At 58.6% G+C, this 25,755-nt stretch carries 30 protein-coding genes; 22 read left to right on the forward strand and 8 right to left on the reverse strand.

The window, feature by feature from the left end; genetic code table 11:
- Nucleotides 1-134 precede the first annotated feature (134 nt).
- The 11 genes from DES43_RS13055 to repC (DES43_RS13105) all read left to right on the forward strand — a co-directional run bounded on the left by DES43_RS13055 (nucleotide 135) and on the right by repC (DES43_RS13105) (nucleotide 11,438).
- Nucleotides 135-1,715 carry a hypothetical protein gene (locus tag DES43_RS13055; RefSeq protein WP_133675514.1) on the forward strand — a complete coding sequence of 527 codons (1,581 nt, stop codon included), beginning with the start codon at nucleotides 135-137 and terminating at the stop codon, nucleotides 1,713-1,715.
- Between the two features lie 68 nt (nucleotides 1,716-1,783).
- A complete protein-coding gene (locus tag DES43_RS13060; protein WP_133675516.1) occupies nucleotides 1,784-1,963 on the forward strand; it encodes a hypothetical protein in 180 nt (59 codons plus the stop codon).
- Between the two features lie 626 nt (nucleotides 1,964-2,589).
- A complete protein-coding gene (repC, locus tag DES43_RS13065; RefSeq protein WP_245514577.1) occupies nucleotides 2,590-3,828 on the forward strand; it encodes a plasmid replication protein RepC in 1,239 nt (412 codons plus the stop codon).
- Nucleotides 3,828-4,331 carry a thermonuclease family protein gene (locus tag DES43_RS13070; protein WP_133675616.1) on the forward strand — a complete coding sequence of 168 codons (504 nt, stop codon included), beginning with the start codon at nucleotides 3,828-3,830 and terminating at the stop codon, nucleotides 4,329-4,331. Before repC (DES43_RS13065) ends, DES43_RS13070 begins: the two co-directional genes overlap by 1 nt.
- Before the next feature lie 394 nt (nucleotides 4,332-4,725).
- Nucleotides 4,726-5,058, forward strand: coding sequence for a DUF736 family protein (locus DES43_RS13075; protein ID WP_111565340.1), 333 nt, complete (start codon nucleotides 4,726-4,728; stop codon nucleotides 5,056-5,058).
- Between the two features lie 118 nt (nucleotides 5,059-5,176).
- Nucleotides 5,177-5,383 carry an antitoxin VbhA family protein gene (locus tag DES43_RS13080; RefSeq protein WP_037093580.1) on the forward strand — a complete coding sequence of 69 codons (207 nt, stop codon included), beginning with the start codon at nucleotides 5,177-5,179 and terminating at the stop codon, nucleotides 5,381-5,383.
- Nucleotides 5,384-5,448: 65 nt separating this feature from the next.
- Nucleotides 5,449-6,513 (forward strand): Fic/DOC family protein, encoded by a 1,065-nt coding sequence (locus DES43_RS13085; RefSeq protein ID WP_245507861.1) that lies wholly within the window; start codon nucleotides 5,449-5,451, stop codon nucleotides 6,511-6,513.
- 220 nt (nucleotides 6,514-6,733) lie between these two features.
- A complete protein-coding gene (locus tag DES43_RS13090) occupies nucleotides 6,734-7,612 on the forward strand; it encodes an ArdC family protein (RefSeq protein ID WP_133675520.1) in 879 nt (292 codons plus the stop codon).
- Nucleotides 7,613-7,783: 171 nt separating this feature from the next.
- The gene (gene repA / locus DES43_RS13095; RefSeq protein ID WP_052642541.1) at nucleotides 7,784-8,998 is read left to right on the forward strand and encodes a plasmid partitioning protein RepA; all 1,215 of its coding nucleotides are present in this window, start codon (nucleotides 7,784-7,786) and stop codon (nucleotides 8,996-8,998) included.
- On the forward strand, nucleotides 8,995-10,008 hold the full coding sequence (repB, locus tag DES43_RS13100) for a plasmid partitioning protein RepB (RefSeq protein ID WP_133675522.1): 1,014 nt from the start codon (nucleotides 8,995-8,997) through the stop codon (nucleotides 10,006-10,008). Before repA ends, repB begins: the two co-directional genes overlap by 4 nt.
- Before the next feature lie 191 nt (nucleotides 10,009-10,199).
- Nucleotides 10,200-11,438 (forward strand): plasmid replication protein RepC, encoded by a 1,239-nt coding sequence (gene repC, locus DES43_RS13105; RefSeq protein WP_077472852.1) that lies wholly within the window; start codon nucleotides 10,200-10,202, stop codon nucleotides 11,436-11,438.
- A 64-nt stretch (nucleotides 11,439-11,502) separates the two neighbouring features.
- Here repC (DES43_RS13105) and DES43_RS13110 read toward each other — a convergent pair whose 3' ends face one another.
- A complete protein-coding gene (locus DES43_RS13110; protein ID WP_425359069.1) occupies nucleotides 11,503-12,114 on the reverse strand; it encodes a MerR family transcriptional regulator in 612 nt (203 codons plus the stop codon).
- Here DES43_RS13110 and DES43_RS13115 point away from each other — a divergent pair.
- From DES43_RS13115 to DES43_RS13140, 7 genes are all read left to right on the forward strand, one after another.
- On the forward strand, nucleotides 12,017-12,391 hold the full coding sequence (locus tag DES43_RS13115) for a mercuric transporter MerT family protein (RefSeq protein ID WP_425359070.1): 375 nt from the start codon (nucleotides 12,017-12,019) through the stop codon (nucleotides 12,389-12,391). The genes DES43_RS13110 and DES43_RS13115 overlap by 98 nt on opposite strands.
- Before the next feature lie 17 nt (nucleotides 12,392-12,408).
- Nucleotides 12,409-12,747 (forward strand): heavy-metal-associated domain-containing protein, encoded by a 339-nt coding sequence (locus DES43_RS13120; RefSeq protein ID WP_225246255.1) that lies wholly within the window; start codon nucleotides 12,409-12,411, stop codon nucleotides 12,745-12,747.
- A 4-nt stretch (nucleotides 12,748-12,751) separates the two neighbouring features.
- A complete protein-coding gene (locus DES43_RS22410; protein ID WP_125302879.1) occupies nucleotides 12,752-12,970 on the forward strand; it encodes a hypothetical protein in 219 nt (72 codons plus the stop codon).
- 60 nt (nucleotides 12,971-13,030) lie between these two features.
- On the forward strand, nucleotides 13,031-14,410 hold the full coding sequence (merA, locus tag DES43_RS13125) for a mercury(II) reductase (RefSeq protein WP_425359071.1): 1,380 nt from the start codon (nucleotides 13,031-13,033) through the stop codon (nucleotides 14,408-14,410).
- A gap of 9 nt (nucleotides 14,411-14,419) precedes the next feature.
- Nucleotides 14,420-14,680, forward strand: a complete 261-nt coding sequence (locus tag DES43_RS13130) for a hypothetical protein (RefSeq protein WP_052642507.1) — start codon at nucleotides 14,420-14,422, stop codon at nucleotides 14,678-14,680.
- Between the two features lie 130 nt (nucleotides 14,681-14,810).
- The gene (locus DES43_RS13135) at nucleotides 14,811-16,166 is read left to right on the forward strand and encodes a dihydrolipoyl dehydrogenase family protein (protein ID WP_052642509.1); all 1,356 of its coding nucleotides are present in this window, start codon (nucleotides 14,811-14,813) and stop codon (nucleotides 16,164-16,166) included.
- 219 nt (nucleotides 16,167-16,385) lie between these two features.
- The gene (locus DES43_RS13140; protein ID WP_052642511.1) at nucleotides 16,386-17,051 is read left to right on the forward strand and encodes a hypothetical protein; all 666 of its coding nucleotides are present in this window, start codon (nucleotides 16,386-16,388) and stop codon (nucleotides 17,049-17,051) included.
- Here DES43_RS13140 and hisI read toward each other — a convergent pair.
- Both hisI and DES43_RS13150 read right to left on the reverse strand, forming a co-directional pair.
- Entirely contained in the window at nucleotides 16,982-17,398 is a 417-nt protein-coding gene (hisI, locus tag DES43_RS13145) for a phosphoribosyl-AMP cyclohydrolase (protein ID WP_077472851.1), read from the reverse strand. The two genes, DES43_RS13140 and hisI, sit on opposite strands and share 70 nt — an antisense overlap.
- Before the next feature lie 55 nt (nucleotides 17,399-17,453).
- Nucleotides 17,454-17,747, reverse strand: a complete 294-nt coding sequence (locus DES43_RS13150) for a hypothetical protein (protein WP_077472850.1) — start codon at nucleotides 17,745-17,747, stop codon at nucleotides 17,454-17,456.
- 444 nt (nucleotides 17,748-18,191) lie between these two features.
- On the opposite strand from DES43_RS13150, the gene DES43_RS13155 reads away from it, so the two are divergent.
- The 3 genes from DES43_RS13155 (at nucleotide 18,192) to DES43_RS13165 (ending at nucleotide 19,420) form a co-directional block, all read left to right on the forward strand.
- On the forward strand, nucleotides 18,192-18,557 hold the full coding sequence (locus DES43_RS13155) for a mercuric transporter MerT family protein (RefSeq protein ID WP_225246253.1): 366 nt from the start codon (nucleotides 18,192-18,194) through the stop codon (nucleotides 18,555-18,557).
- A gap of 19 nt (nucleotides 18,558-18,576) precedes the next feature.
- Nucleotides 18,577-18,870 carry a cation transporter gene (locus tag DES43_RS13160; RefSeq protein WP_052642517.1) on the forward strand — a complete coding sequence of 98 codons (294 nt, stop codon included), beginning with the start codon at nucleotides 18,577-18,579 and terminating at the stop codon, nucleotides 18,868-18,870.
- A gap of 151 nt (nucleotides 18,871-19,021) precedes the next feature.
- A complete protein-coding gene (locus tag DES43_RS13165; protein ID WP_052642519.1) occupies nucleotides 19,022-19,420 on the forward strand; it encodes a MerC domain-containing protein in 399 nt (132 codons plus the stop codon).
- 132 nt (nucleotides 19,421-19,552) lie between these two features.
- Here the strand turns inward: DES43_RS13165 and DES43_RS13170 are convergent, their stop codons facing one another.
- Nucleotides 19,553-20,167: a recombinase family protein gene (locus tag DES43_RS13170; protein ID WP_245292647.1), complete on the reverse strand. Its 615-nt coding sequence runs from the start codon at nucleotides 20,165-20,167 to the stop codon at nucleotides 19,553-19,555.
- A gap of 107 nt (nucleotides 20,168-20,274) precedes the next feature.
- Here DES43_RS13170 and DES43_RS13175 point away from each other — a divergent pair, with 107 nt between their 5' ends.
- Nucleotides 20,275-23,172, forward strand: a complete 2,898-nt coding sequence (locus tag DES43_RS13175; RefSeq protein WP_077472847.1) for a Tn3 family transposase — start codon at nucleotides 20,275-20,277, stop codon at nucleotides 23,170-23,172.
- A gap of 111 nt (nucleotides 23,173-23,283) precedes the next feature.
- Here DES43_RS13175 and DES43_RS13180 read toward each other — a convergent pair whose 3' ends face one another.
- The 4 genes from DES43_RS13180 to DES43_RS13195 all read right to left on the reverse strand — a co-directional run bounded on the left by DES43_RS13180 (nucleotide 23,284) and on the right by DES43_RS13195 (nucleotide 25,639).
- Nucleotides 23,284-23,898 carry a helix-turn-helix domain-containing protein gene (locus DES43_RS13180; RefSeq protein WP_227705943.1) on the reverse strand — a complete coding sequence of 205 codons (615 nt, stop codon included), beginning with the start codon at nucleotides 23,896-23,898 and terminating at the stop codon, nucleotides 23,284-23,286.
- 181 nt (nucleotides 23,899-24,079) lie between these two features.
- On the reverse strand, nucleotides 24,080-24,502 hold the full coding sequence (locus DES43_RS13185; RefSeq protein ID WP_133675524.1) for a hypothetical protein: 423 nt from the start codon (nucleotides 24,500-24,502) through the stop codon (nucleotides 24,080-24,082).
- Nucleotides 24,499-24,945 (reverse strand): hypothetical protein, encoded by a 447-nt coding sequence (locus tag DES43_RS13190; protein WP_037093775.1) that lies wholly within the window; start codon nucleotides 24,943-24,945, stop codon nucleotides 24,499-24,501. Before DES43_RS13190 ends, DES43_RS13185 begins: the two co-directional genes overlap by 4 nt.
- A gap of 1 nt (nucleotide 24,946) precedes the next feature.
- Nucleotides 24,947-25,639: a ParA family protein gene (locus DES43_RS13195; protein ID WP_376909612.1), complete on the reverse strand. Its 693-nt coding sequence runs from the start codon at nucleotides 25,637-25,639 to the stop codon at nucleotides 24,947-24,949.
- Between the last annotated feature and the right edge of the window lie 116 nt (nucleotides 25,640-25,755).

The following is a 25,755-nucleotide window of genomic DNA, read 5'->3' on the forward strand; positions in this document are numbered from 1 at the left end:
GCGGAGCCAAAGATACACTCGAACTACCGCTCACAGCTGAAAAGTCCTTAGAATCAGCGTCATCCAGCTAACAGGACACTTGACGCATAACCTAAGCGCTCCACCCCGCCGACCAGTTCGAGGCATTCAGAGCGTTGTTCAATGAGGGCAAGTCAATCAAGGACATCGCCGCCCGGTTCGGGACAACCGAAATCATCGTCAACCGCCGTCTTGCGCTGGCGAAGGTTTCCCCTGTCTTGTTCGCGGCGTTCCGCGCCGAGGATATGACCTTTGAGCAGCTTGCCGCCTTCACCATCACCGACGATCACGCTCGACAGGAAGAGGTGTGGAATGCCCTCCCCTCATGGGATCGCAGCGCCAACACAATCAAGCGCCGTCTCGCCGTGGATGAAGTCCCCGCAAGCGACAAGCGGCTCGCGCTGATCGGCGGGTTAGAGGTTTATGAGGCGGCTGGCGGTCCAGTGCGCCGCGACCTGTTTGCCGAGCAGGGAGGAGGCTTTGCATGCGATAGCGGCTTGCTTGAAAAGCTGGTTGCCGAGAAGTTGGAGGTCGAGGCGGAAGCTTTGAAGGCCGAAGGCTGGAAATGGGTCGAGTGGTGCGCTCAGCAGCCGGATAACATCTATCAGATGGCCCGGGTTTACCCGCAGCGCGTGGACCTCAGCGACGAGGATCAAGCCAAGCTTGACGCACTGACTGAGCGTTATGACGAACTGGCGGCGCAGATCGATGCGGATCAGGAGGATGAAGGTGCAGAGGCCGCCTTGTCCGCCGTCGAGCAGGAAATCGCCGTCCTGCAGAAGCGCGAAGAAGCCTATCGCAGCGAAGATCTCGCAATGGCAGGGGCAATCGTCACAATCGACCATTGGGGCAAGTTGTCGGTGCTGAGAGGCCTTGTCCGCGACGAGGACAAGAAGAAGGCCGAGGCCACGGAAGGGAAGCAAGGGGGGGCGACCGAGGAGGCTGACGGCGCTTCGAAATCTACGGGGCTGACCCATTCAGCCGCATTGATTGAAGACCTGACCGCTCAGAAGACGGCGGCACTTCGTGTCGAGCTGGCGAACAATCCCGACATTGCGCTTGTGGCGGTCGTCCACGCGATACTGCTCAAGGTGCAGTACCGTACGGCATGGGGCATTCCCAGCCACCAGAGCGCGCTTGAAATCTCTGTCACCCATGAAGTGCTGGACGGTTCGATGAAGCGTCCCGCCGAGAACAAGGCCCTTGAGGCGTGGGGAAGCCTTGAGGAAAACTATGGGCATCGGCTTCCCGGCGATCCTGCTGACCTTTGGGAATGGCTGATGGATCAATCACAAAGCGAATTGTTGCAGCTTCTGGCCTATGCCGCCGCCCATTCCGTCAATGCGGTTGAGAAGAAGTTCAGCAGTCGCAGCCAAGCGCTGGCCCATGCCGACCAGATGGGCCGCGCATTGAACGTGGACATGCATGACTGGTTTGAGACTACGGCGGAAAGCTATTTCAGCCACGTCAACAGGCCGACCATTCAAGCCGTTGTTGCCGAGGTGCGCGGCGAGGATTTCGCCGCTGGTGTCGGCAACATGAAGAAGGGCGAGGCTGCGGAGTATGCCGCCAAGTCCATCAAGGACAGCGGTTGGCTTCCGCCTCACGTTCGGATCGCGTCTGACCCCGACGCAGAGGGTGAGGCTGAAACCTCAGAGGACAAGAACGAACACTCGTTCCCGATGGCAGCGGAATAATCCCGCCGCTGCTTTCCGCCGGTCACGTCCTCCAGCGTGACCGGCTACCCTATTCCAGAGGACAAGCCATGCTTGATTCCGTACCTGATCCGACCCTTGCCGCCAAAAGCTGCTGCCAGCTAATCAACGCCTACCTGAACGATCCGGAGCATGTTGATTGGGATGACGTGCAAAAGGCACTCGATACAGCGCTAAAGGCCTTCGATCTGCCACCGACCCACTTTGAGGAGGCTATTCAGCGCGGCTGAGTTTACTGCAAGATCGCACCTTAGCGCCCGCTTTGGCATCGAGCCAATGCGGGCGCTTTCGCAGGTGCCTGGGAGGCAGAAACGTATCGGGGGACGGCACATCAGGCCGCTTGTTGAGAGGAGGCCCGCGCCCCCTCCTCTCAAACTCTCCTCCCCACCCGGTTGAATTTCCCCAACAATAACGGGGGGTAAATCCTACTCTGGAAACGTTCCAGATTTCAGCGTGAAGAGAGGGAAGACGCGGAAAAGCATGCTAACAAATTGAAACGTAAGCGCTATTTCAGATGTCGGCTGAACCGGCGCAGCAGCGCGGAAATGTGTCAACTTGCATCAATCCGGTATCTCAGGCTACAAATCGTAACGAGCGGAACCGTAACCGATTCCGACTCACACATTCTAACAGCTTTTTGGAGATCACACCCGGCCCAGAAAAGAAAACCGCTCCCGAAGAATCCGGAAGCGGTCTGCAGTTCGGTAATAATAAGCCAAAACCGTTCTCGCAGACCTCCCCTCCGATGTCAATAATCAAAACACCTTTTCGGTGAACGGCGGAGCTTTGTCTGGCCTCTGACAGGAGACGGACGATGGGGGAACCCACACAACACAAGCGGCCGACAGGTCGCAGAATGACGAAGGAGCGAGCCGAATTCCGGCGACTGGCGCAGTCAACGGAAATCGGAACGGTGACGCGCGGCCAGCTGGCGGTACTTGCAAGAAACCTGATGACAATTGGGATGGTTACGACCGCAGAATATGCGTTGCTGGAAGCCATCATAACGACCGCCAAGGCAGACGCCTTCGACAAAGGAGGGCGGCCGATCGTCTACAAGTCGAACCGACAGCTCGGCTATGACATCAACAAGTCGCCAGGGCGCGTAAGCCGGATTCTCTCCCGATTGTACGACCTCGGCCTTGTCACCATGCAGGACAGTGCGAATTTCAAGCGCTACCCGATCCGTGACGGCGAAGGTGATATTGCCGACGCCTGCGGCATTGATCTGCGTGTCCTGATCGCTCGGCACCATGAACTTGATCAGCTGGTGCGCCAGAAGCGGGAAGAGATTCGAGTGCGCGACAGCGCGGCGCGTCGCTTCCGGGACGCTCTGCGTGCCGCGAGATATGCTCTGGCGTCCTCAACCGAGCGAGGGGAAGCCATTCTCGGGCGGATCGGGTCCCGTGTTGAGAAGATCGCGGCCTTCATAGGATCGGCCAAGCACGCACCGGCCCATGTCCTCCGGAAGGCAACAATGCTTTTGGAGTGGCTTGCCGACCGATTGCGCAACGTGAATCGGTCCCCGCAAGCGCCCGACATAGATGCAAATCTGACATGCGCGGATGTCGAAAACGACATGCACATACAGATTACAACCTCAAGACCTTTTGAAGCTCGTAATGATGAACGGCGTTCGCCTAACGGCGAACAGATCAGTTCGTTAAGGGCTGGCTCCGCCAGCAAGAGGGCTTTTGAGGAAAGCCTGGGGAGCCGTTCGCGCCAAAGCAATAGGCAACTGCAAGTGCGGCCTTCACTTGTGGCGCTGGAAGATGTGTGGCGGGCTACGCCAAGCCTTGCCGAATATGGCTACCAGCCCCCGCGTAGCTGGGCGGACCTGGACCGGATCGCTCCCAAACTTTGCCGCATCGCCGGCGTGTCCGAGGATGCGCGCCAGCGGGCCGTGGAACGAATGGGCCAGCAGGCGGCTGCGGTTGCGATCGCTCTGACCTTTGAGAAATACACGCGCGCCGAAATCAGCTCGCCGGGCGGGTATTTGCGGGCCATGACAGACCGAGCCGCGAGCGGAGAGCTTCATCTGAACCGCTCGGTATTTGGGTTGGCAGCCCGCAATTCTATGGAGGCGCGCGCTTGATGAATATTCGCTTGGTGGGAGCCGCGCTGGCTGCGCTTCTGTTCACTGCCTCCGCTGCGTCGGCCGATTTTTCAGGCCAGGCGCGCGTGATTGATGGAGACACCTTCAGCATTCGTCAGCAGAGGATCCGCATTGCGGCTATTGATGCTTGTGAGCGCGATCAAACCGGCTTCAGGAATGGCGCGATATGGAGGTGCGGCATCGAGGCACGACGGTTCCTCGCCAGCTTGATCGATGGCAAGCATGTCCGCTGCATTGAAGTCGATCGAGACCAGTACAAACGCCTTGTCGGCCAGTGCTTCGTCGATGGCTCGGATATTGGCCTTGAAATGGTGAAGGCGGGCCAAGCCAGCCTCCTGTTGCGCTATCTGCCAAGATCCCACCCGATTGACCTGAGCCAGTACCGCCACGCCGAGGATCGTGCCCGACAGCGAGGCCAAGGCTTGTGGGGCGCCCAGGTTGAATCGCCCTCCTCCTATCGCCGCAGCCATTCCGGCAACTGAACGACTGGGGCGCTCATATGGGCAACAGATGGCGAGATCTCATGTTTTGGCGAAACCATCGGTTACCCCAGCCTCTTGTTTCAGGCTGCTGGTTCGGCTGCATTCAGCTCAATCCCGCCCGCTACCAGTGTAGATGTCCCATTTGTCGAGGTGACGCATTGCTGCAAGCGTTCAGGCCCCACACCTCCAAAGGGGTTGCTCTTGATGCCCGTTCGCACGGGGACGCGGTTGGCGCAAAGCCGTTCGTCTCCAAATTTTCCCCGCCTTCGGCTTCCTCGCGAAACAAAATTTGTCCCCGCCCAGCCTCCTTCGCTGCGCTCCGGCCTACGGTGCGCACCGCTTTACGCCGTGCCTTATGAACGATCATCGCAACCACCATAGAGGAGTGATTAACATGAGCATGACCAACTTCATCCAGTTCGACAAAGACGACATCGACAACGCCAAGGGAACCGGCCTCATCTCCACCATCGACCGGGACCTGGACATCAAGGTTACACCGTTCGACTCCACCAACGAAAAGGCTCCAACGCATCGCGTCTATGCCAAGTCACCTCGCGGCCACGACATCGAAGTTGGCGGCATCTGGAAGAAGACCAACGGAGAAGGGAAGCCGTACTACACCCTCTCCATCAAGCGCCTCGGTTTCAACGCCAACTTGGGCCGCTACCCCGGCCAAGATGACCTGGCACTGCAGGCCATCATCGAATGGGAACCCCGCGATTGATCGCTCTGGGAGGCCCGATCTCTGATCGGGCTCCCACCATAAAGAGCCGCTTACCCCGCATTCGCTGGATATTCGGCTCTTTTTGTGCTAAGTTGAATAGTAACTGGAGGCTCTGCCAATGAACGTTCATGCCCCTCGCCCCGATCGCTCTCCGGAAGCTGTTGCAGCCCGACAGAAAGCCGTCGATCAGGCTCGTGCTGCCAATATGCGGCAGGGTTACACTGGCGATCCGGTTTTGGAAGAAGCAAACGGCCGTTACGTTGCGGGAGATATCACTTCCGAGGAAATGCGCCAAGAGTTGTTGGCCCGCTTCAAGCGGGCTTGATCATCACTTAGATATTTCTCGCGGCCGCCTGTGATCTCAGGCGGCTTTTTTGCATGAGGTTTCGCTTGGCCCGCGATGATGAAGCCAAAGGCTCCTACACCTATCCAAACACTTCAGAGGATAAGGATTTCAGGGATGTTCTGAAGAACAAGCTGGATATCAGAAGCCATTCGGCGCTGCGTGAGGCCGAATACGCTTTCACGGCTTTGAGGCAAACGGAGTTGGCTGAGGGAAAAGGTCCGACCGGTAATCACGACGCAGCGCATCTGAAGGCTCTGCACGGCTACATCTTTCAGGATGTCTATGAATGGGCAGGACATACGCGAAATGAAAGTCCTGTCGTCGATGGCCAGCGGGTAGAGCCGGTAGGTGGGCTTTCGAAGGGCGACACAACTTTCCTCCCCGGCTCGCGCATCGAAATGGGTCTCAACGAGGCGCTGAGGCCCGCCAGAGACGATCAGGGCCTAAGAGCTGCGACACCTGAGCAATTTGCCGAGAAAGCCGCGCACGTCCTTTCTGAGCTGAATTACGTTCACGCTTTTCGGGAAGGCAATGGAAGGGCAAACGAGGCGCTAGTGGTCTCGTTGGGCCGCACCTACGGTCATGACATCGATCTTACCGTCATCACCAAGCCTCGCATGATCGAGGCATCCATTGAGACCACCAATGATCCGTCCAGTCCGGCGATGAAGCATCTCATCCAGGATGCGATGGATCCTAACCGCCGCGAGGCTATCCGCAGTGCCATGTCAGATCTTGAGCAGGCTGGCGAGAATCCGTTCGAGCACAACATCCGCACGGCCCGCCCGGGCGAAGTGATCGAAGGGCAGGTTCTCGGGCACGACAATCGCGTGGCGAGCCTCGTGACCGACAGGGGGATTGTGGCCGTTGACCGCGCTGACCTTCCCGAGCGAATGCCTCCCGACGACGAGGAGGTGAAGTTCACCGCTCGATCTGATTTCAAGACTCTGGGGCGGCCGGAACAGGTCCAAGATGCTCAATCGCCGCCAGGTCAGCAAAAGGCCCAAGAGCCTCAGTCGCAGCACATCAACGCCGAGCTTAAGGCTATCGAAGCGCAGCAGCTTGCCGATCGCCAGCGAAACCGCGACCAAGACGACCGAGAGCGCTGACCTGCGGCCCGGTCGCTGCAGTGAGGGCCTGTGTCATTGGCCGGGGTGCCGGAGCTCTGCGCCCTCCCCTGTCCGTTGGATGATTTGACGGACAAACTACGATAGCCCCTCCCCCATTCAACCGCTGCGCGGTCCTACACTCCGTTGCGGCCCTACGGGTGCATGGGGTCGTTTCGCTATCTTCGGATCTTTGCCGTCAACCAACGAACAGGAGACGGCGATGCAGAGCGTAAAGGACACCTACCAGCGGATCACCGACACCATCATTCAGCAGCTCGAGGCCGGCACCAAGCCTTGGATCCGGCCATGGCGCGGAAACAGCCGCAGGTCGGCTACGCCGCTCCGCGCCTCCGGCGAAGCCTATCGCGGCATCAACGTGGTCATGCTGTGGCTCTCCGGGCAACTTGCCGGCCACGACGAAAACACATGGATGACTTACCGGCAGGCTCAGGAGCTTGGTGCTCAGGTCCGCAAGGGCGAACAAGGAACCCTCGTCGTCAAGTACGGCACCTTCACGCCGAAGGAGCAGGAGGCGGACGATCGTGCAATCCCCTTTCTCAAGGGCTACACCGTCTTCAACGTCGAGCAGATCGACAACCTGCCTGACCGCTTCAAGAGCCCGGCCGAGGCGGCGCCGATCGAGCCGGTTCCGGTTATCGATCATGTCGAAACCTTCATTCGGGCCACAGGCGCAAAGATAGCCTACGGCGGAAAGCAAGCCTGCTATCGGCCTGGCCCCGATGACATCCAAATGCCGGAGCGCGGTCGGTTCCTCAGCGAGATTCATCTTTACAGCACGATTTTTCATGAGCTCGGGCACTGGAGCGGCGCAAAATCACGCCTTGATCGTGACCTTAGCGGGCGGTTCGGGAGCGAGACCTACGCAATGGAGGAGCTTATTGCCGAAATCTCAGCCGCGTTCGTCTGCGCCGATCTTGGCATTGAGCATGATCCGCGAGACAACACCGCGACTTACGTTGAAAACTGGCTCAAGGTGCTGAAGCAGGATTCACGTGCAGTCATCACTGCCGCCGCGAAGGCTCAGGCAGTCGCTGACTATCTCCGACAGTTCAGCTCTTCTACAGGGAAGGGGCCCTAGCAAAACTGTCGGGCCTCATGCGCATCGACCCAAAACTTTACAACTGTAAAGTCGGGCATCCTTGATGGGTTAACTTCTTGTTAACGAAAAACGCCTTGAAGAATCGGAGTCAGTCTGGCATCCCTGACGGAAATGATCTCGTAAAGTGATCAGAACCGTCACGAGGATTGCATGTTGCAGCCAGCTTCTCAGAGCGTCAGAGACACTGCGTCGAAGATCGAGGTCTACACCTCGAAACTCTCTGCGGAGCTGAACGATATGCGTGAAGCTGTCTATCCACCCTCTGCGCAGAAAACATTTGGCCGGACATTCTCAACCCTTGACCTAGTGAGGCTACTCAAGGTTCCGGAAAGTACTCTTCGCCAGTTGACGCTGGAAGGGAAGGGGCCTTTGCCCGAGCGCGCAGAAAACAATAGGCGAACGTACACGATAGAGCAGGTCAAGGAACTGAGGCGATTCCTGGCCGAACTTCGTCCTGACGAAGCTGGCGAGCTGCTTCCGCATCGTCGCAAAGGGGAAAAGCTTCAGGTAATTGCTACGGCGAATTTCAAAGGTGGTAGTTCCAAGACAACCACTTCTATCCATCTCGCACATTTTTTAGGGCTTCAGGGTTATCGGGTCTTGTGTCTGGATCTTGATCCGCAAGCATCGATGACTGCGCTATTTGGTATTCAGCCCGAGTTCGATCTCGGCGAGAACCAGACAGCCTATGCAGCCATTCGATATGACAATGAGAGGCGGCCGCTCGCTGAAGTGATCCGGCCAACCTATTTCCCAGGTGTCGATCTAGTTCCTGGCAATCTGGAGCTAATGGACTTTGAGTTTGATACCCCGTCCTATCTGACCTCGAAAACCAGAGATGACCTGGGTTTGTTTTTCGAGCGGCTAAGCAGTGCCCTGGCCCGCGTCGATGATCGATACGATATCGTTATCATCGACACCCCACCGTCCCTTGGATACTCGACACTCGCTGCTCTTTATGCAGCCACGTCCTTAATCATTACCGTTCACCCGGCGATGCTCGACGTTGCATCGTGCAATCAGTTCCTGATCATGATCTCCGATCTATCGGAGGTGCTGGGGCAGTTTGGAGCTAAATTTGAGCATGACTTTTTCCGCTTCCTGCTCACGCGCGTGAACCCGAATGACGGGCCGCAGAAGTACATGTCCGGAGTCATGCGCCGATTGTTTGGTGATGATGTACTCGTGGCGGAGGCGCTCGAATCGACGGCAATCGCCGGTGCAGCGGTAGCGAAGAAGACCCTATACGAGCTTGAGTCGGGTGAGGTCGGTCGTGAGGCGTTGAAGCGCGCAATTGAGAGCGCTGACCGAGTTAACTCCGAGATCCTCGACCTCGTTCACAAAGTTTGGGGACGTAGCACATGAAGAAAAGCATCCTTCAGCGAATGGCGGCCGCCGAAACCCGGACGGAATCTCCTGTGTCCTCGGACGCGTCCGACAAGCCCTCGCTGGCGCGGCGGCACTCTTCACCTGTCATTTCCAATGTGGGTCGGGCACTGACACAGCTCACAGAAGATAGTGTCATTTCACTCGATCCTGACCGTATCGACCGCTCCCCCTATAGAGATCGCTTTGGCAACGACGAGGACGCGGCCAAAGAGCTCGAGGCGCTTAAGATTTCAATCGCAAGTGAAGGCCAAAAAATTCCGGTTCTTGTTCGGCCGCATCCGACGAAAGCGGATCATTACCAGCTTGCATACGGTTACCGTCGATGGGCAGCGATCAAGGCCATAATGGCAGAATCGGACCGCCCGGAGACCATAAAGATTCGAGCCTATGTTCGAGAACTTTCCGATCGGCAGTTGATTGAAGAGCAATCGCTCGAGAATGGTGTTCGGGAAAACCTGACCTGGATTGAGCAGGCAATGTGGGCCGTACAGCTGAAAAGTGCTGGCCTTTCCCATCGCGCCATGTGCCCAATCTTGGGAGCTTCAGAAGCGGCAATATCGCATCTTTTTCGAGTGACGGAGGCGGTACCCGAAGACATCATTCTTGCGATCGGAAGAGCAAAGGGAGTTGGTCGACCGAAATGGACCGCATTTGCCGAGTTGCTGAAAGATCCGAGCAGCGCAGCACGTGTTCGTAAAATAATCGACACGGTCGAGTTTCGAGGCGCTGACAGCTCCAGCCGTATTGCCCAAGCGATACGTGCTGCAAGTTCGGCGGCCGACAAAGTGACTACGGAGCCAGCTGAAGAGATTGTTGACTTCGCCGTGGGTGACCGAGTTTTTGGCCGCATGAAGAGTAATTCGGCTGGAACTACGGTCTCAATCCCGAAGCAGGAACGCACTTTCGCGCGCTGGCTCGCGGACCGAATGCCTGATCTTCTAAGCGAATACAACAATCGTTCAGATCCAACTCACAAAGAGGTGTGATCGAGACACTCATTAATTGGTCAAGAGGAGAGACCGCGACAAAAGAAAAAGGCCCCCAAAACGTTTCCGTCATGGAAGCCTCTCTCAATTCCTAGCAAGATCGAGAATCGCATTTCCATGAATCCCAGTCAAGAGTCTTTGGCATCGTTTTGGTGAGCGGATTTCTTTTGCCTGAAGAAAGGTGAAGGAATATGCAGACGGGAAATGTGACGACGCCCTTTGGGCGGCGGCCGGCTGTGCTTGCTCTTGTAAAGAGGCAGCTCCAGACGTCCGAGACGAAACCAAGCCGCCAGGTCGAAAAATGGAAAGTGTTTCGCGACGCTTGTGAGGCCCGTGAACGCCTTGGCCTCCAGGACAGGGCGCTGACTGTGCTGGACGCATTGCTGACGTTTTATCCAGAGAGCGAGCTCAACTGCGATAGTGGATTGGTGGTCTTTCCATCCAATGCTCAGCTGTCTGTCAGAGCGCACGGCATAACCGGAACGACCTTGCGGCGGCATTTGGCTGCCTTGGTCGAAGCCGGGCTCATCCAGCGCAAGGATAGTCCGAACGGCAAGCGCTACGCTCACCGTGACAAGGGTGGCGATATCGAGCAGGCTTTTGGATTCGATCTTTCTCCACTTTTGGCTCGTGCTGCGGAACTTGCAGGTCTGGCACAGGAAGTCGCTGCCGAGCGCCTGCAGTTCAGACGAGCCAAAGAAGCGCTGACTATCTGCCGGCGTGATGTACGCAAGCTAATTTCCGCCGCGATGGAGGAGGGGGCCGACGGCGACTGGGAAGCCATCGAAGACATGTATGTCGGCATTGTCAGCCGACTCCCCCGCAATCCTGACCGTCGCCAGGTGGAGGCAATCCTCGACGAGATGCAGCTTTTGCGCACCGAAGTCCTCAACCTTCTGGAAAATCAGTTAGATTCTAAAAATATGGACGGCAATGCTGTTCAAAATGGCTGTCACATACAGAATTCAAAACCCGAATCCATCTATGAACTTGAACCTAGCTCTGGAAAAGAGCAGGGCGGAGCCGTCGAGCTGGAAGTAGCACCCAAAGCGGTTGCCCAGCCGTTGGCAAAGCCGGAACAGATGAAGGCGTTCCCGCTGTCGATGGTCCTGAAAGCCTGCCCGCAGATTTTGGATTACGGGCCCGGGGGGACGATCTCCCATTGGCGGGAGCTGATGGGGGCCGCGGTGGTGGTTCGATCAATGCTTGGTGTTAGCCCGTCGGCTTATGAGGAAGCGTGTGAGGTGATGGGGCCGGAGAACGCGGCGGTTGCTATGGCTGCAATCCTGGAGAGGGCAGGGCATATCAATTCGGCAGGTGGATATCTCCGCGATCTCACGCGTCGAGCGAGGGCAGGGGAGTTCGGGCTCGGACCAATGCTGATGTCGTTGATGCGCGCCAATACGAACGGAGGCCGGAAAGCCGGGTGAGGGGCTGTGCTGACGCACTAGGGGTCGGTTCCGGTATGGGGCGAAATGACACCCTAAGCGCCCGTCAAGCGGCGAGCGCGTTAAGGATCGGGCATTCCGGCACGTCTTCGCCAGAGCATTGCGAGATCATTGTCACGAGCACCGCTTCAATGCGCTGGAGGTCGGCAATCTTGGCGCGAACCTCGGCTAGATGCGGTTCGGTCCGGCGCTGCACCTCCGCGCAGGTCTGGCTTCTGCAATCGACAAGATGAAGCAGGCCGCGGACCTCGTCGATGCCAAAGCCGAGTTCGCGCGCCCTGAGGATGAAGCGCAGGCGGCGGACGTCGGTTTCGTCATAGATGCGATAACCGCTGGCGCTGCGCGGCGGGTCGGGTAGCAGGCCGATCTTCTCGTAATAGCGGATGGTCTCCAGATGGCAGCCGGTCGCACGGGCCAATTGGTGGCGCTGCAGTCCCTTGGCGGAAAGAAGAGAATTCATGGTGAAAATACCTCTTGAGTCTGTACTGGCTACAGAGCCTATCCTGTTTTCAGTCAGAAATCGAGGATGGTTTGCGATGAACGAAATTGGTAGCAAGACATTGAATTCTTCGAAGGCGGCCGCCGAACCGGATCGGCGCGAGGGCGGGCTCGCGGCGATAAGCGTTATCGGCGCTTTTCTGGCATCGGCCTGTTGCATCGTCCCGCTGCTCCTGGTGACACTCGGTGTATCGGGCGCATGGATCGGCAACCTGACGATGCTCGAACCCTATAAGCCCTATATCGCGGCGGCGACACTCGTGCCGCTCGGGTTTGGCTTCTGGCAGGTCTATTTCAAGCCCAAAGCCGCGTGCGAGCCGGGTTCCTACTGCGCCCGTCCGCGCTCCGCCATCATCACCAAGACCGCGCTTTGGATCGCAACGATCCTCATCGTGCTCGCCAGCACCATCGGCTGGTGGGCGCCGCTGTTCTATTGAAACGAGGAGATAACCACGTGAAATACCTGTCGAAACATCTGGTCGCCGCGGCTGCGCTTGGCTTGAGCGGTACTATTATGCTGCCACTTGCCCTTCCCGCGTCCGCACAATCCGCGTCGGAAACGGTTACCGTCAAGGAGCTGACGCAGACCTTCGCAATCGAGAACATGTATTGTGCCCTTTGTCCGGTCACCGTGCGCAAGGCCATGGAAGGCGTTGCGGGCGTGAAGTCGGTCAAGGTGGATTTCGAGGCCAAGACGGCGACGGTTGCCTATGACCCGTCGACCGCGACGGTCGCGGCCATTGCCGCTGCTTCCACCAATGTTGGCTATCCTGCCAAGGCGATCGGGAGTTGAGTCCGTGCCTGACCGGTCCATGCTTGGCGTCGGAGTGGTTGGCGTCTTGATCGCGGCGCTGTGCTGTCTGGTGCCGATCCTGCTGGTGGCGGCAGGTTTGATCGGCGTGGGAGCGCTGACAACAGCGGTCTACGGTCTGGTGCCAATTCTCATCCTCATCATTGCCGCAGCCGGTTACCTGCTGTGGCGACATCGTTCACACATCGATACCAGGAAACATTAGGAGATTTTCATGTCTGACTGCTGTGCGCCCCAAAAAGGCAATGGCCGCTACGATCTTGCGGTGATCGGTGCCGGTTCGGCCGGGTTCTCGGCCGCAATCACGGCCTCTGAGCAGGGGGCGAATGTCGCCCTGATCGGCCACGGCACGATCGGCGGCACCTGTGTCAATGTCGGCTGCGTACCGTCGAAGACGATGATCCGCGCTGCCGAGGCGCTGCATGGTGCACGCGCCGCGCATCGCTTTCCCGGTCTTGCCGGGGAAGCCAACGTCGCTGACTGGGGCCGTTTGGTCGCCGCCAAGGACGACCTGGTGACCACGCTCAGGCAGAAGAAATATGTCGACCTTCTGCCACAATACAACGGCGTCGCCTATCTGGAAGGGAAAGCGCGCCTGAATGGTCAGGGCGCTCTGATTGTGAACGGCGATCCGATCATGGCTGGCAAAATCATCATTGCTACCGGATCAGCGCCGGCCCTGCCGGACATTCCCGGCATTGGGGATGTGCCTTACCTCACCAGCACGACCGCGCTCGAGCTTTCCGAGCTGCCGCGTTCGCTGCTGGTGATCGGCGGTGGCTATATCGGCTGTGAACTGGCGCAGATGTTCGCCCGTGCCGGGGCGGAAGTGACACTTGTAACCCGCCGCCGCCTGTTGCCGGAAGCCGAGCCGGAAATCTCCGCAGCATTGACCGGTTATCTTCGCGACGAGGGCATTACCGTCCTAACCGGCCTCTCCTATCGCCGGATCGCGCGCACGGACCGCGGTGTCGAACTGACGGTCGCCATCGACGGAGCGGACGAAGTGATCGCGGCCGAGCAGGTGCTTTTGACCACTGGGCGGTCCCCGAACACCGGCGGTCTTGGCCTTGCCGAGGCGGGAGTTAAGCTATGCGGTAATGGCGGCGTCTTGGTTGATGAGCGGATGCGCACCTCAAAGCCTGGCGTCTATGCGGCAGGTGATGTCACCGGTCGCGACCAGTTCGTCTATATGGCAGCCTATGGCGCCAAGCTCGCTGCCCAAAACGCACTGAACGGTGACAGCCTTGTCTATGACAATGCGGCCATGCCGTGGGTGACGTTCACCGATCCGCAGGTCGCGGGCGTCGGCCTGACCGAACAGGCGGCTCGCGACGCCGGCTTCGAGACCAAGACTTCGATCGTATCTCTTGACCAGGTGCCGAGGGCGCTGGCCGCGCGCGACACGCGCGGGCTCATCAAACTGGTTGCCGACGCCAAAAGCGACCGATTGCTTGGTGGACAGATCCTCGCGCCCGAGGGCGCCGACAGCATCCAGACGGTGGTGTTGGCCATCAAGCACGGCATGACGGCGAAGGCGCTCGGCGAGACAATCTTCCCTTATCTCACCACGGTCGAAGGGTTGAAACTGGCGGCGCAGGGCTTCGGCAAGGACGTGGCGAAGCTGTCATGCTGCGCCGGATAGGAGGCTTCGATGGAACCTTCGAACGGATACGGCCTTGCGGGATTGCTCGCGGCTAAGATCGTCTGCTGCGGCGCGATTGTACTGGCAGCAACAGGCGCGATCAGCTTTGCCGGCCTTGCCAGTTGGCTGGTCGGCGGCGGCTACTTCTGGCTGGCAGCGGCCGTCTTGGCCATTGTCGGAATCTACTTGTGGCGGCACCGCGCGCGGGCAAATGGCAAGACCGACGGCAAAGGCCCCGTCGGTCAACCGATATACGGTCGGCGCAAGTAGTTCTGCTCAAAAGCGTCGCCGGATGTCATGTTGAGAAGGGTATTATTGCAGGCAGGGCGTTGCAAACCTTGCTGTGGGGGTTAGGTTTTTTGTCAGGGGGAAAAGTAGTCTTTTAGGAGAGGAGAATTGCATGAGCGATAACAAAAGCTTCGATCTGATCGTGATCGGAGGTGGGACGGGTGGAAATGGTGTCGCCCGGATGGCCGCTGACGCTGGCTGGAAGGTCGCCAGCATCGACGCCCTTCCTTTCGGCGGCACCTGTGCATTGCGAGGCTGCGATCCCAAAAAGATGCTGATCGCCGTGACTGAGGGCATTGACTGGGCCCGCAACTTGAGCGGCAAGGGGCTGGAAGCACAGACATCCGTCGACTGGGCGGACATGATCGCCTTCAAGCGCACGTTCACCGACGCGATGCCTGGTCGCATCGAGGGCGGGCTGGAGAAAGCCGGTATCACCGTGTTGCATGGCGAGGCACGCTTCACCGGGCGAGACAAGATCGAGGTGAATGGCGAGATCTTGTCGTCCCGGAACTTTCATATCGCCACCGGCGCTCGGCCAATGACGCTGAATATCCCCGGCGAGGAGTTGCTGGCGACTAGCACCGACTTTCTCGAGCTGCCCGAACGGCCGGACCGGGTCGTGTTCGTCGGCGGCGGATTCATTGCGATGGAATTTGCCCATATCTCCAAACGCGCAGGGGCGCGGGAAGTCACGGTTCTGGAGATGATGGAGCGACCGCTGGGCAATTTCGACCCCGACCTGGTCGGTATCCTTTCCGAGGCGACCGCCGATCTGGGGATTGACCTGCGGACCGAGGCCAAGGTTCTGAAGATCGAGAAAGACGGGTCGGATTTCACCGTTACCTATAAGACGCCGGAAGGAAAGCAGACGATCAATTGTGATCTGGTGGTTCATGCCACCGGGCGCGTGCCCAACATCGAGCATCTCAACCTGGAGGCCGCGGGCGTGGAATACGGCCGCAAAGGCATCAAGGTCAGCCCCTACATGCGGACCACAAATTCCGCCATTTTTGCAGCCGGCGACTGTGCCGACAGTGGGCCTAATCTGACCCCGGTTTCGGCCAACGAAGGCCGGATTGCAGGCAAGAACCTGCTCGCAGGAAAGGATGAGCGCGCGGTCAGTTATCCGCCGATCCCAAGCGTTGTCTTCACGCTGCCGCAGCTTTCCTCGGTCGGCCTGTCCGAAGCCGCAGCACGCGACAAGGGGCTGGCCTTTGACACGCATTTCGAAAAGACCGCCGGCTGGTACTCGTCGCTGCGGGTCGGGGCGCGCTACAGTGCCTACAAGGTTCTGGTCGAGAACGGGACCGGCCATATTCTTGGTGCACATCTGATCGGCCCCGGAGCGGAGGAACAAATCAATCTCTTTGCCATGGCTATGGGCGCAGGGCTGACCGCGAACAGGATCAAGGGCATCATCTTCGCCTATCCCAGCTATGCGTCGGACATCAGTTCGATGGTGTAGCTGATGCGGCAAGGCTGGCATTTCGATTGCGGGCGTCTCTGAAAACGCTCGACGCGACGGGGAGCAGAGTTTGGGAGGCGCCCCACCGGCAGACACACGATCGTTTCGAACGGCCAACGGCCTTACCATCGAGGACAGCATGAGCAAAGGAATGTCCCCCAGTCAGCGATTCCCGACGGTCGAGCGTCTTAGTCCTGCCCGTTCAGCAGGATTACGCCCATGACCAAGCGCCGGGTCTGTGATTCCGAGGCACCCTACGGCGATCCGGGCATGCATCTCGGCCGCCTCGCACTCGGTCTCTCCGACAGCGCCGCTGCGTCGACCGACGCGCGTGCGGTGATCCGCGATATCGGACGGTTGCTGTCCGCGGCAACGCTTCGCGTCGATCGCATCTTTGTGAGCGCGCAGCCGCTGCATCCGGCCTTCCGTGCCCGGACCTATCTCTGGCTTGCCGACGACGACAGAGTTCGTGTCATCGATTGGCCGCATGGTCTGAAGAACCGACCGGGCTATCTCGCTTCCCCGGATCATCATGTGCACACGACGCGCACGGAGCTCCGCGTTCCTCGCCTGCAGGACGTCCGAGCGTTTCGGTGCGACCTCTACGGCGAACTTAGGGCTGACGGCTTTACCGACTATCTTATCGTTCCGCTGCGCTTCGGTGATGGCACGATCAATACTCTCTCCATCGCGACACGCCGGCGGAACGGCTTTCCGGAGGTGGCTTTGGAGGGTTTTCGGCGGCTGGTCGGTCTTCTGACCGTGATACTGGAGCGCCTGGTCGCGCTCGAAAACATCGATATTACCCTGAGGACCTATCTCGGCGGGGCATCCGGCACCCGGCGGAGCGTCGGGCGACCCGGCGCCGTAACGATCCGGCGATAGAAGCAACTCGCCCGGCCGGTATGGCAACATCCGCCGTCTCCGCCAGCGCGCACCTTGAGCCACACCGCGTCCTGATCACAATCGATGCGCAGTTCCTCGACCTGCTGGACTTGCCCACTCGTCGCGCCCTTATGCCAAAGACACTTGCGGGACCGGCTCCAGTACCAGGCCTGACCGGTCTCGATCGTCTTTTCCAGCGCCTCCGCATTCATCCACGCCAGCATTAGCACCACACCGTTCGCCGCATCCGTGGCGACTGCAGGAATGAGCCCATCCGCGTTGAATTGCGGCGTCAGAATGGAGTTTTCTTCGATCGTTTCCGCGAGGTCCGCGGCCGGCGTGGTCATGGGCAAGGGCGTATCTCCGAGTGTACGGGGTATTTCGCGATTGGAGTGTGCCGGCTCAAAGGATGGTTGGTGGTTGGCGGCTGCCGGGCCGTGCTTTGGGCTCGTCACATGTGCATGTCGGGGAGGCATCTTCCCGACGAGATGAAGCCCGGCGCCAGCGCATGAGGGCATAGCCGGCGGCTCCAGCCAGGAGTGTCAGCACACCCCCTATCACGAGACCTTGCCCGCTGAACCAGCCCAAAACGCCGCCCACCGCCGAGCCGATGACTACCGGTCCAAGGCAGCAAAGCGCGACTAAAGGCGCGATGATGATCGCGGTCACGATGCCGGCGGTCGGTTTGTCGTCCAAGGCGCTCTCCGTTCTGATCGCAGATCCATAGCATCGCTGCGGCGCGGTCCATTAATCACAAGCACGACCGCGTCGGGTATCCCGATGACGCGATCGCTGCCAAAGAGATTCGTTACACCCTGTACTCGGTACAGGGTCAAGACAAAATCTTGATCGCTTGGCCACGTAGGCACTGCGGAAACAGAGATTGGTAGCGCCACGGTTCATGATGCTTGAAAACCCCAGCTACGGTCTTCAGACGACAGCGACTGCTCAACGGGTTCCACTTTCCAACGCCCTCACAGAAGCGTGATCGCAAATCGTTGAAATCCCCCTTGAGTCTGTAGTGACTACAAGGCGTAGGCTACTTCGCAAATCGCTGTTCAACGATGCAGAAAGTGAGCAATTATGGAGGCATCATCAGGTCTCAAAGGATCCCGAACGTCGGCGACCGCCGCCATCCACGTGACATCGGAACACCAGCGGGGCGGACGCCAGCAACTGCTCGCCGCCGGCGGCATTCTCGGGGCGATCGCCGTCTCGAGTTGCTGCGTCATCCCGTTTGCCCTGTTCACCGTGGGCATCGGCGGAGCCTGGATCAGCAACCTCACCGCCCTCGAACCGTATCAACCGATTTTTGCCGCCATGACGTTCGGTATCCTCGGCTACGGGTTCTATCTCGTCTATCGCGAGCCAAAGGTCGCCTGCGCTGAGGGCTCCTATTGCGCCCAGCCCAAGTCGGGACGGATCGCCAAAGCCGGCCTCTGGGTTGCCACCGTCCTCGTCATCGTCGGACTAGGGTTCCCGAGACTTGCGCCCCTGTTCCTCTAAGCCAAAGGAGAATGATCCCATGATCCGCCCTGTCGCAGTTGCCGTTCTCCTCGCTCTGCTTTCCCCGCTCGCCGCCGTGGCCGGCGAGAAGACTGTTATACTGAACGTTGACAACGCCACCTGCGCGCTCTGCGCCCCCATCGTCAAAACGGCCCTCTCTCGTGTCTCGGGTGTCACAGCGGTCCAGGTAAAGGAAGCCGACGCAATGTCGGGTGCTGTCGCCACGGTCTCTTTCGATGACGCAGTCACCGGCGTACCGACCCTCATTGCTGCGACGACCAACGCCGGCTATCCGTCGCATGTGGCGCAATAGCCGCCGGCTGATTGGCGGCGGCGGGCGGAGAGCGGTATCACCTCTCTTCGCTGCTCCACATCGGCACGCTGCTGCCTCAAAGGGTGAACGGCGCCGTCGAAAATATCCACCCGGCGGGTGCGAAGTTGCAGGTGTGTAGGAGACTGCAGCTATGGCCGCGAACACCATCGAGCAAAGTACCTTTTGGAAACGGCACCTGGACAAATTCGGGGCCGCCGGATCGGTCTTCGCGGCGCTCTGCTGCCTCGGTTCCCCGGTACTCCTTTCGATTGTATCGGCCGTCGGGCTTGGCTTCATCAAAAGAGATGCGATCCTGTTCCCATTGTTAGCAGCGTTTCTGGCCGTCACCCTACTCGGGCTATATCTTGGAACACGCAGCCATCATCAACCGTGGGCTCTCATCATCGGGGGGCTCAGTACGCTGGCGATAGCGGTCGTGTTTCTCGGTCTCATGCCAAGCCTTGTCCTGGCCTACGTCGGCATCTCTGGTTTGATCGCCGCCAGTTTTCTCAATGTCTGGCTCAGAGTACGCCAGCTAAGGAGCCGGTAACACCGAAACAATCAGTTCGCTTTTGGCGAACGGGAGACGATGTAGGCGTATCTCTGGTCATGGAGCCGGCGTTGCCCGGCGATCAACCGGCGTTCCGGTTCTCGCTCGATGTCATCGGGACCTTTATCGGGCTCAACGATTTGGCTCGCGAGCGACGATAGCGTTGCGGTTACGTTGCACGATATCGGAGACGGTGTTCTTGCTGAGCCCAAGTTCGCGACCAATGAGCCGATAGCTGCGGCCTTCAGCAACGAGCGCCAGAACTCGCGGAGCCAGACGGTCCGACTTCGGGCGCTGCCCCCGCTGTCGACCGAGTTTCTTGCCGCGCGCTTTGGCAACGGCCAAGCCCGATTTGACCCGTTCGCTGATAAGATCGCGTTCGAATTCAGCGATACCGGAGAGGAAAGTCGCCAGCATACGGCCATGAGGAGATGACAGATCGAAGGTCATGCCGTTCATGGCGATGACTGAGACCTTCCAGCTTTCCAGCTCGCGCAACGTGTTGAGGAGATCGATCGTCGAGCGTCCCCAGCGGGAGAGTTCTGTGACCAGGATGGCGTCGATGTGTCTGGCCTGAGCGAGCGCCATGATCTTCTTGCGCTCGGCCCGGTCCAGCTTCACGCCCGAGCCCGTCTCTTTATATATGCCGGCAATTTTATATCCGGCACGTCCGGCGAAGGCGGTCAGATCTCGCTCCTGTCGTTCGCAGGACTGATCAGCCGTCGAAACCCGGCAATAGATGGCCACGCGCTGTCCCAATTGAACCCTCGTGGTTTTGTGGCTCGCAAAGCCTTGATTTGCATGGGGCGATTGTTGTCCAAAACAGACTGTACTTCAACAGGGACAACGCGCGCATGCCAAGACGACATATTCTCGCCGAGCGACAGCGCTCGGCGTTGCTCGACCTGCCGACGGACGAGTTATCACTGCTGAAGCATTACACATTGGGCGACGACGATCTGGCAAACATTCAGGAACGCCGCAGACCAGAAAACAGGCTGGGTTTCGCCCTGCAGCTTTGTGCACTACGCTATCCAGGGCGCGCGCTGGCTCCGGGCGAAATGATTCCGCATGAAGTCCTTTCCTTCATCGGAGCTCAGCTCGGCGTTCCGGCCGATGCGCTTCTCACCTATGCCGCCCGGCGTCAGACCCGCCAGCAACATATGGAGGCGTTGCGCGAGATCTACGGCTACAAGACATTCACGGGGCGCGGGGCCCGTGATCTGCGGGATTGGCTTTTCGATCAGGCTGAAGATGCCAGGTCGAACGAAGATCTGGCGCGGCGCTTCGTCGCGCAATGCAGGAAAATGGTGACCATCCTGCCGGCGGCGTCAACGATCGAGCGTCTGTGCGCCGATGCCCTTGTTGCCGCCGAGCGATGCATTGAGACACGGATAGCGGAAAGGCTCGACTTTAGTGTGCGCGAGCAACTGGACGGGCTTCTGACCGAAATGGTTGACGGAAACATCAGCCGTTTCATCTGGCTTCGCCAGTTCGAAGTCGGCAGCAATTCCGCATCAGCGAACCGCTTGCTTGATCGGCTGGAGTTCCTGCGCGGTCTGGAAGTCGATCCCCAGATCCTCCTAGGCGTACCGCCACACCGCATCGCGCGCCTGCGTCGGCAGGGCGAGCGTTACTTCACGGATGGCCTGCGCGACATCAGTTCGGATCGGCGGTGGGCGATCCTCGCCGTTTGCGTCGTCGAATGGGAAGCCGCGATCGCCGATGCCATCATCGAAACCCACGACCGCATCGTTGGGAAAACTTGGCGAGAGGCGAAACGGCTACATGACGAGCGGATTGCCGGTTCCAAGGCCGCAGTCACCGATACGCTTCGCGCTTTCACGGCATTGGGAGCCTCTTTGCTGGAAGCTCGCGACGATGGTGTTCCGTTGGACAATGTGTTGGCACGGTCGGCCGAATGGCATCAGCTTGAACAGCTGGTTGCCGTAGGGACGCAATTCACCAGTACATTGGCAGACGAGCCGTTGGCTCACGTCGGACAAGGGTATCATCGTTTTCGCCGATATGCGCCGCGGATGTTGCGATGCCTGAAGCTCAAGGCTGCGTCGGTGGCGGAGCCATTGATTGCAGCCGCGAAAGCCATCGGCGAAACACGTGCGCCGACATCAACAGGTATATCATTCCTGCGGCCGAATTCGAAATGGCATCGCCATCTCCGAGCGCAAGACCGAGGCGATGGTCGTTTATGGGAGGTCGCGGTGCTGTTTCATCTTCGCGATGCTTTCCGGTCTGGAGACATATGGCTGGATCATTCCCGCCGCTACGGCGATCTCAAGCAGGTGCTTGTTCCGATGACCTCGGCGCAGGCGAATGCCAGGATGGCTGTTCCTCTCGATCCTCAAGCTTGGCTGGCTGACCGCAAGGGTCGCCTTGCGGATGGTCTGAAGCGGCTGGCACGTGCCGCTCGCGACGGGACCATCCCCCATGGTAGCATTGAAGATGGAACGTTGCGGATCGACCGGTTGACCGCAGACGTTCCCGAAAGCGCAGAGGAACTGGTCCTCGATCTTTATCGTCGAATGCCGCCTGTGCGGATCACTGACATCTTGCTGGAAGTTGACGCGGCGGTCGGATTCTCGGACGCCTTTTCCCATCTCAGAACCGGAGCGCCATGCAGCGATCGGGTCGGCTTGCTGAACGTTCTGCTCGCCGAAGGGCTGAACCTAGGCCTTCGAAAAATGGCGGAAGCCTCGAACACGCATGATTACTGGCAGCTCTCGCGCCTTGCCCGCTGGCATGTCGAAAGCGAGGGCATGAACCAGGCGCTGGCGATGGTCGTGGCCGCGCAGGGCAAGCTGCCGATGTCCCGGTTCTGGGGCATGGGAAAAACCGCATCAAGCGATGGTCAGTTTTTCCCTTCGGCACGACAGGGCGAGGCCATGAACATGATCAACGCCAAGTACGGCAGTGAGCCTGGGCTCAAGGCTTATACCCACGTCAATGACCAGTTCGCGCCGTTCGCCTCACAGACTATTCCCGCAACCGTCAGTGAAGCTACGTACATCCTCGATGGCCTGCTGATGAATGAAGTCGGCCGGCAGGTCGGCGAGCAATACGCCGATACGGCGGGGTTTACCGATCATTTGTTCGGGACCAGTGCCATGCTCGGCTACCGGCTCGTCTTGCGCATCCGCGACTTACCGTCGAAACGGCTTTATGTCTTCGATCCCGCGGGGACACCCAAAGATTTACGCAAGCTGGTGGGCGGCAAAATCCGCGAAGAACTGATTGTGTCAAACTGGCCTGATCTCTTCCGCTGTGCTGCCACGATGGCCGCCGGAAAGATCAGACCGAGCCAGTTGCTCCGGAAACTCGCATCCTATCCCCGACAGAACGATCTTGCGGCCGCGCTTCGGGAAGTCGGCCGCGTCGAGCGCACTCTCTTTATCATCGAGTGGATCCTCGATACCGATATGCAGCGCCGCGCCCAGATTGGCCTCAACAAGGGCGAAGCCCACCATGCCCTCAAGAGTGCCCTGCGCATCGGCCGTCAAGGTGAAATCCGTGATCGAACCACTGAGGGGCAGCATTACCGGATCGCCGGGCTGAATCTGCTGACGGCGATCATCATCTACTGGAATACCGTCCACCTTGGCCACGCCGTCGCCGAACGGCGAAACGAAGGCCTCGATGTGCCACCCGAACTTTTAGCCCACATCTCTCCTCTGGGCTGGGCGCATATCCTGCTGACCGGCGAATATCTTTGGCCCACGGAGGCAAACGCTTAGGGTGTCATTCCGCCCCCAGCCGGAACCGACCCCCACTAGGGTGAGGTTTCGATGGAAAAGGCCTGAATTCAGCCTTCCTACATTGACAGCACTTACGACCGGTTTCAGCTCTCATTCGTCTGTAGGTGTTTCGGTTGTAGATGACTTGCGACCTGGTGGGCGACCAGGCGGACGGCCTCTCCTGCTGGCTCTCGCAGCTTTTCGGTTCAATCGTTGGCGTTCAGCCTCAGCTTGCGCTTCAGCCTCCGCTTCCGCTTTCTGTCGAGCCTCAAGAACATCGCTTGGCGTCAATTGGCCAACTATGCCAATCAAACTGCGTATGGTGTCGTGGGGGAGGTCATGAATAAGTCTGAACAATTCAACCCGATCATCGGCCTCTTGAGGATCTTTGCCGTAAAGATGAGGTGCCGCAGCATGAATCATCTGCATTGGCAGGAAACCAAGGAGCTCAGAAAGGTGGATCATTCGTGATACGGTAAGGCGCGAAATGTTCAGTTCATAGCGGCTATAAACCACTCGTGCGAGACCAGCCAAGGTCGCGAAATCACTCTGGGTCAAACCAGTTTTCGCACGTTCGTCTAAGAGGAATGCGGAAAGCTTTGCGTCGATTTCCCCGAAGCTGACAATGCCGTCGAAGCCCTCCTGGCGGTACAAGGGTCTCTGGAAATCTGGATCTGTGGTCTCAACCAGTTCCCTTGAATTGATATAGTCGGATAGATTCCGCACCGTCGGTATTCCCTCAGTCCCCAAATCCGCCAGTGGCAGATATCACGCACCATAACGTGCCATTAAGGCACTGTCATCCTGCGCGCCAGTCACACAAACCTAACAATATTGGGGGGAATGATCTGTAGTATTGCTCTCTTGGGATCGAAATGCGCAACTCAGAGGCGCGTTGTGCCTCGAGTCAAGTTTGACTGCGAGCATTCCTGTTCACCGCCTTCGCAGCAATCAGATTCCAGCTTCGGGCATTGGGTTGAAAAATGCCTTCAAGGATCCTCTCCTCGCTGACCCAACTCAACTTCACGCGCATTTCGCAAGCTAGGGAGAACTGGTCGATGCTGATGCATCTTGTGATCCGGATCTCAGACTTCGGTCCGTGTTCCTCGAAGTCCCACATTGCAAACCGGAACAGCTCGCGTTTGGCGCGATCGTCCGTTGGCCAGTCGGTTTGCTTGAAAGGCTCCGGTGGAGTGGCGCCGACACTGAGTAAAGTTCTCTTTATGGCGCGAATATCGATCCCGACCTTCTCCGTCGCTCCAGGGTTGATCAAAAATCCAAGGGTTGCGCCTAGCGCCACCCCGCCCAGGAATCGAAGGTCGAGGATCAATAACCATTATCCTTCAGAAACTGGTCGATAGCGGCCTTGACGATCACCGTCATTTTCAAGTCGTTTTCAGAGGCTGCTCGCTCCAGACGTTTCTTAGTATCGTAATCAAGGGGGCAGTTGACGAAGTGTTTGCTCTCCCGCGCTTTATTCTGCTTCAGCTCCTGCAGTCGTATTCTGGATGCCTCACGCTCTAACGATCTGCTCGTCGCTCTCTCCCGGCGAGCCTCCGGTGATGGCAGAATCAAGCTCGACCGTTGTGGCACTTGAACGTCAGGGACCTTCGCGGGAGCTTCTTCGATAGCAACCTGGTCTGGATGATCGCTGGCCACCAAGTTTTCTGCTTCGTTGTCTATAGCCGGCTGCGACATTGAATTGGGCACATTCCCCCGTGACCGTCGCGGTGCAACGGGAAAATCAGATATACTGGAAGTCCCTTTAGCCATCTTACGCCCTCTTTTCCTCGTTTGTCAGGAACCGTTCAATTTCTTGCATCATGCCCATAACCTCACTCCGGGCCTTTCTGACCGAGTCGCTGAGCTCCAGCATTTGCAGTGTCCCATATCCCAGTCTGATGTCCCGATAGGGGTTTCGCTCATACAGCTCGGTATCAAGGAGGTGTGAATCATATCCCTGCTCTTGCAGGTTTGCGATGAAGGGGCGGATCAGGCGGTAAGCTTCCAGTGAGCGGCCGGGGAGAGTGATCCGGGTTCTGAAGTTGAGATGTGGAATGTTTCGCCCGGTACGATCGCAGGTGTCAGCCACGTCCATTGCTGCCTGGCCGGCAGCAAGGATCTCGTCTTGGTTTGGCTGGATCGGGGTCATAACGATGTCGGAGCCGGCGATGATCGTGTCCCGTAGCACGGTGTCTTGCCCGGGGGAGTCTATTAACACGACGTCAAACCCGGCGGTCTCGTTCTCCAGAATATGCTGAAGTGATGCGTTAGTTACCGCCGTTCGAAGCTCAATGCCGTCTGGCCTGTTGTCCTTCGCCTCTGAACGGGACCACCACTCATTCAGGTTTTGTCGTCCGTCTGCATCAACCAAAAGCACTTGCTTACCTTGAAGCGCATATTCCCCGGCGATCAGGATTACGGCGGTCGTTTTCCCCGCGCCGCCCTTGCCGCTTACCAGCGACATGCAAATTGCCATTTCACGATCCACTTCCTGTCTAAGACTTCACCCCGTCCCCTAGCGGTCCGACGTGTGTTCGATCGGAACATAAGTATCGTCGTTAAGATCTTCACATCGAAGAG

The sequence above is a fragment of the Aquamicrobium defluvii genome (assembly GCF_004363725.1).
In the GTDB taxonomy this organism is placed as follows: Bacteria; Pseudomonadota; Alphaproteobacteria; order Rhizobiales; family Rhizobiaceae; genus Mesorhizobium; species Mesorhizobium defluvii.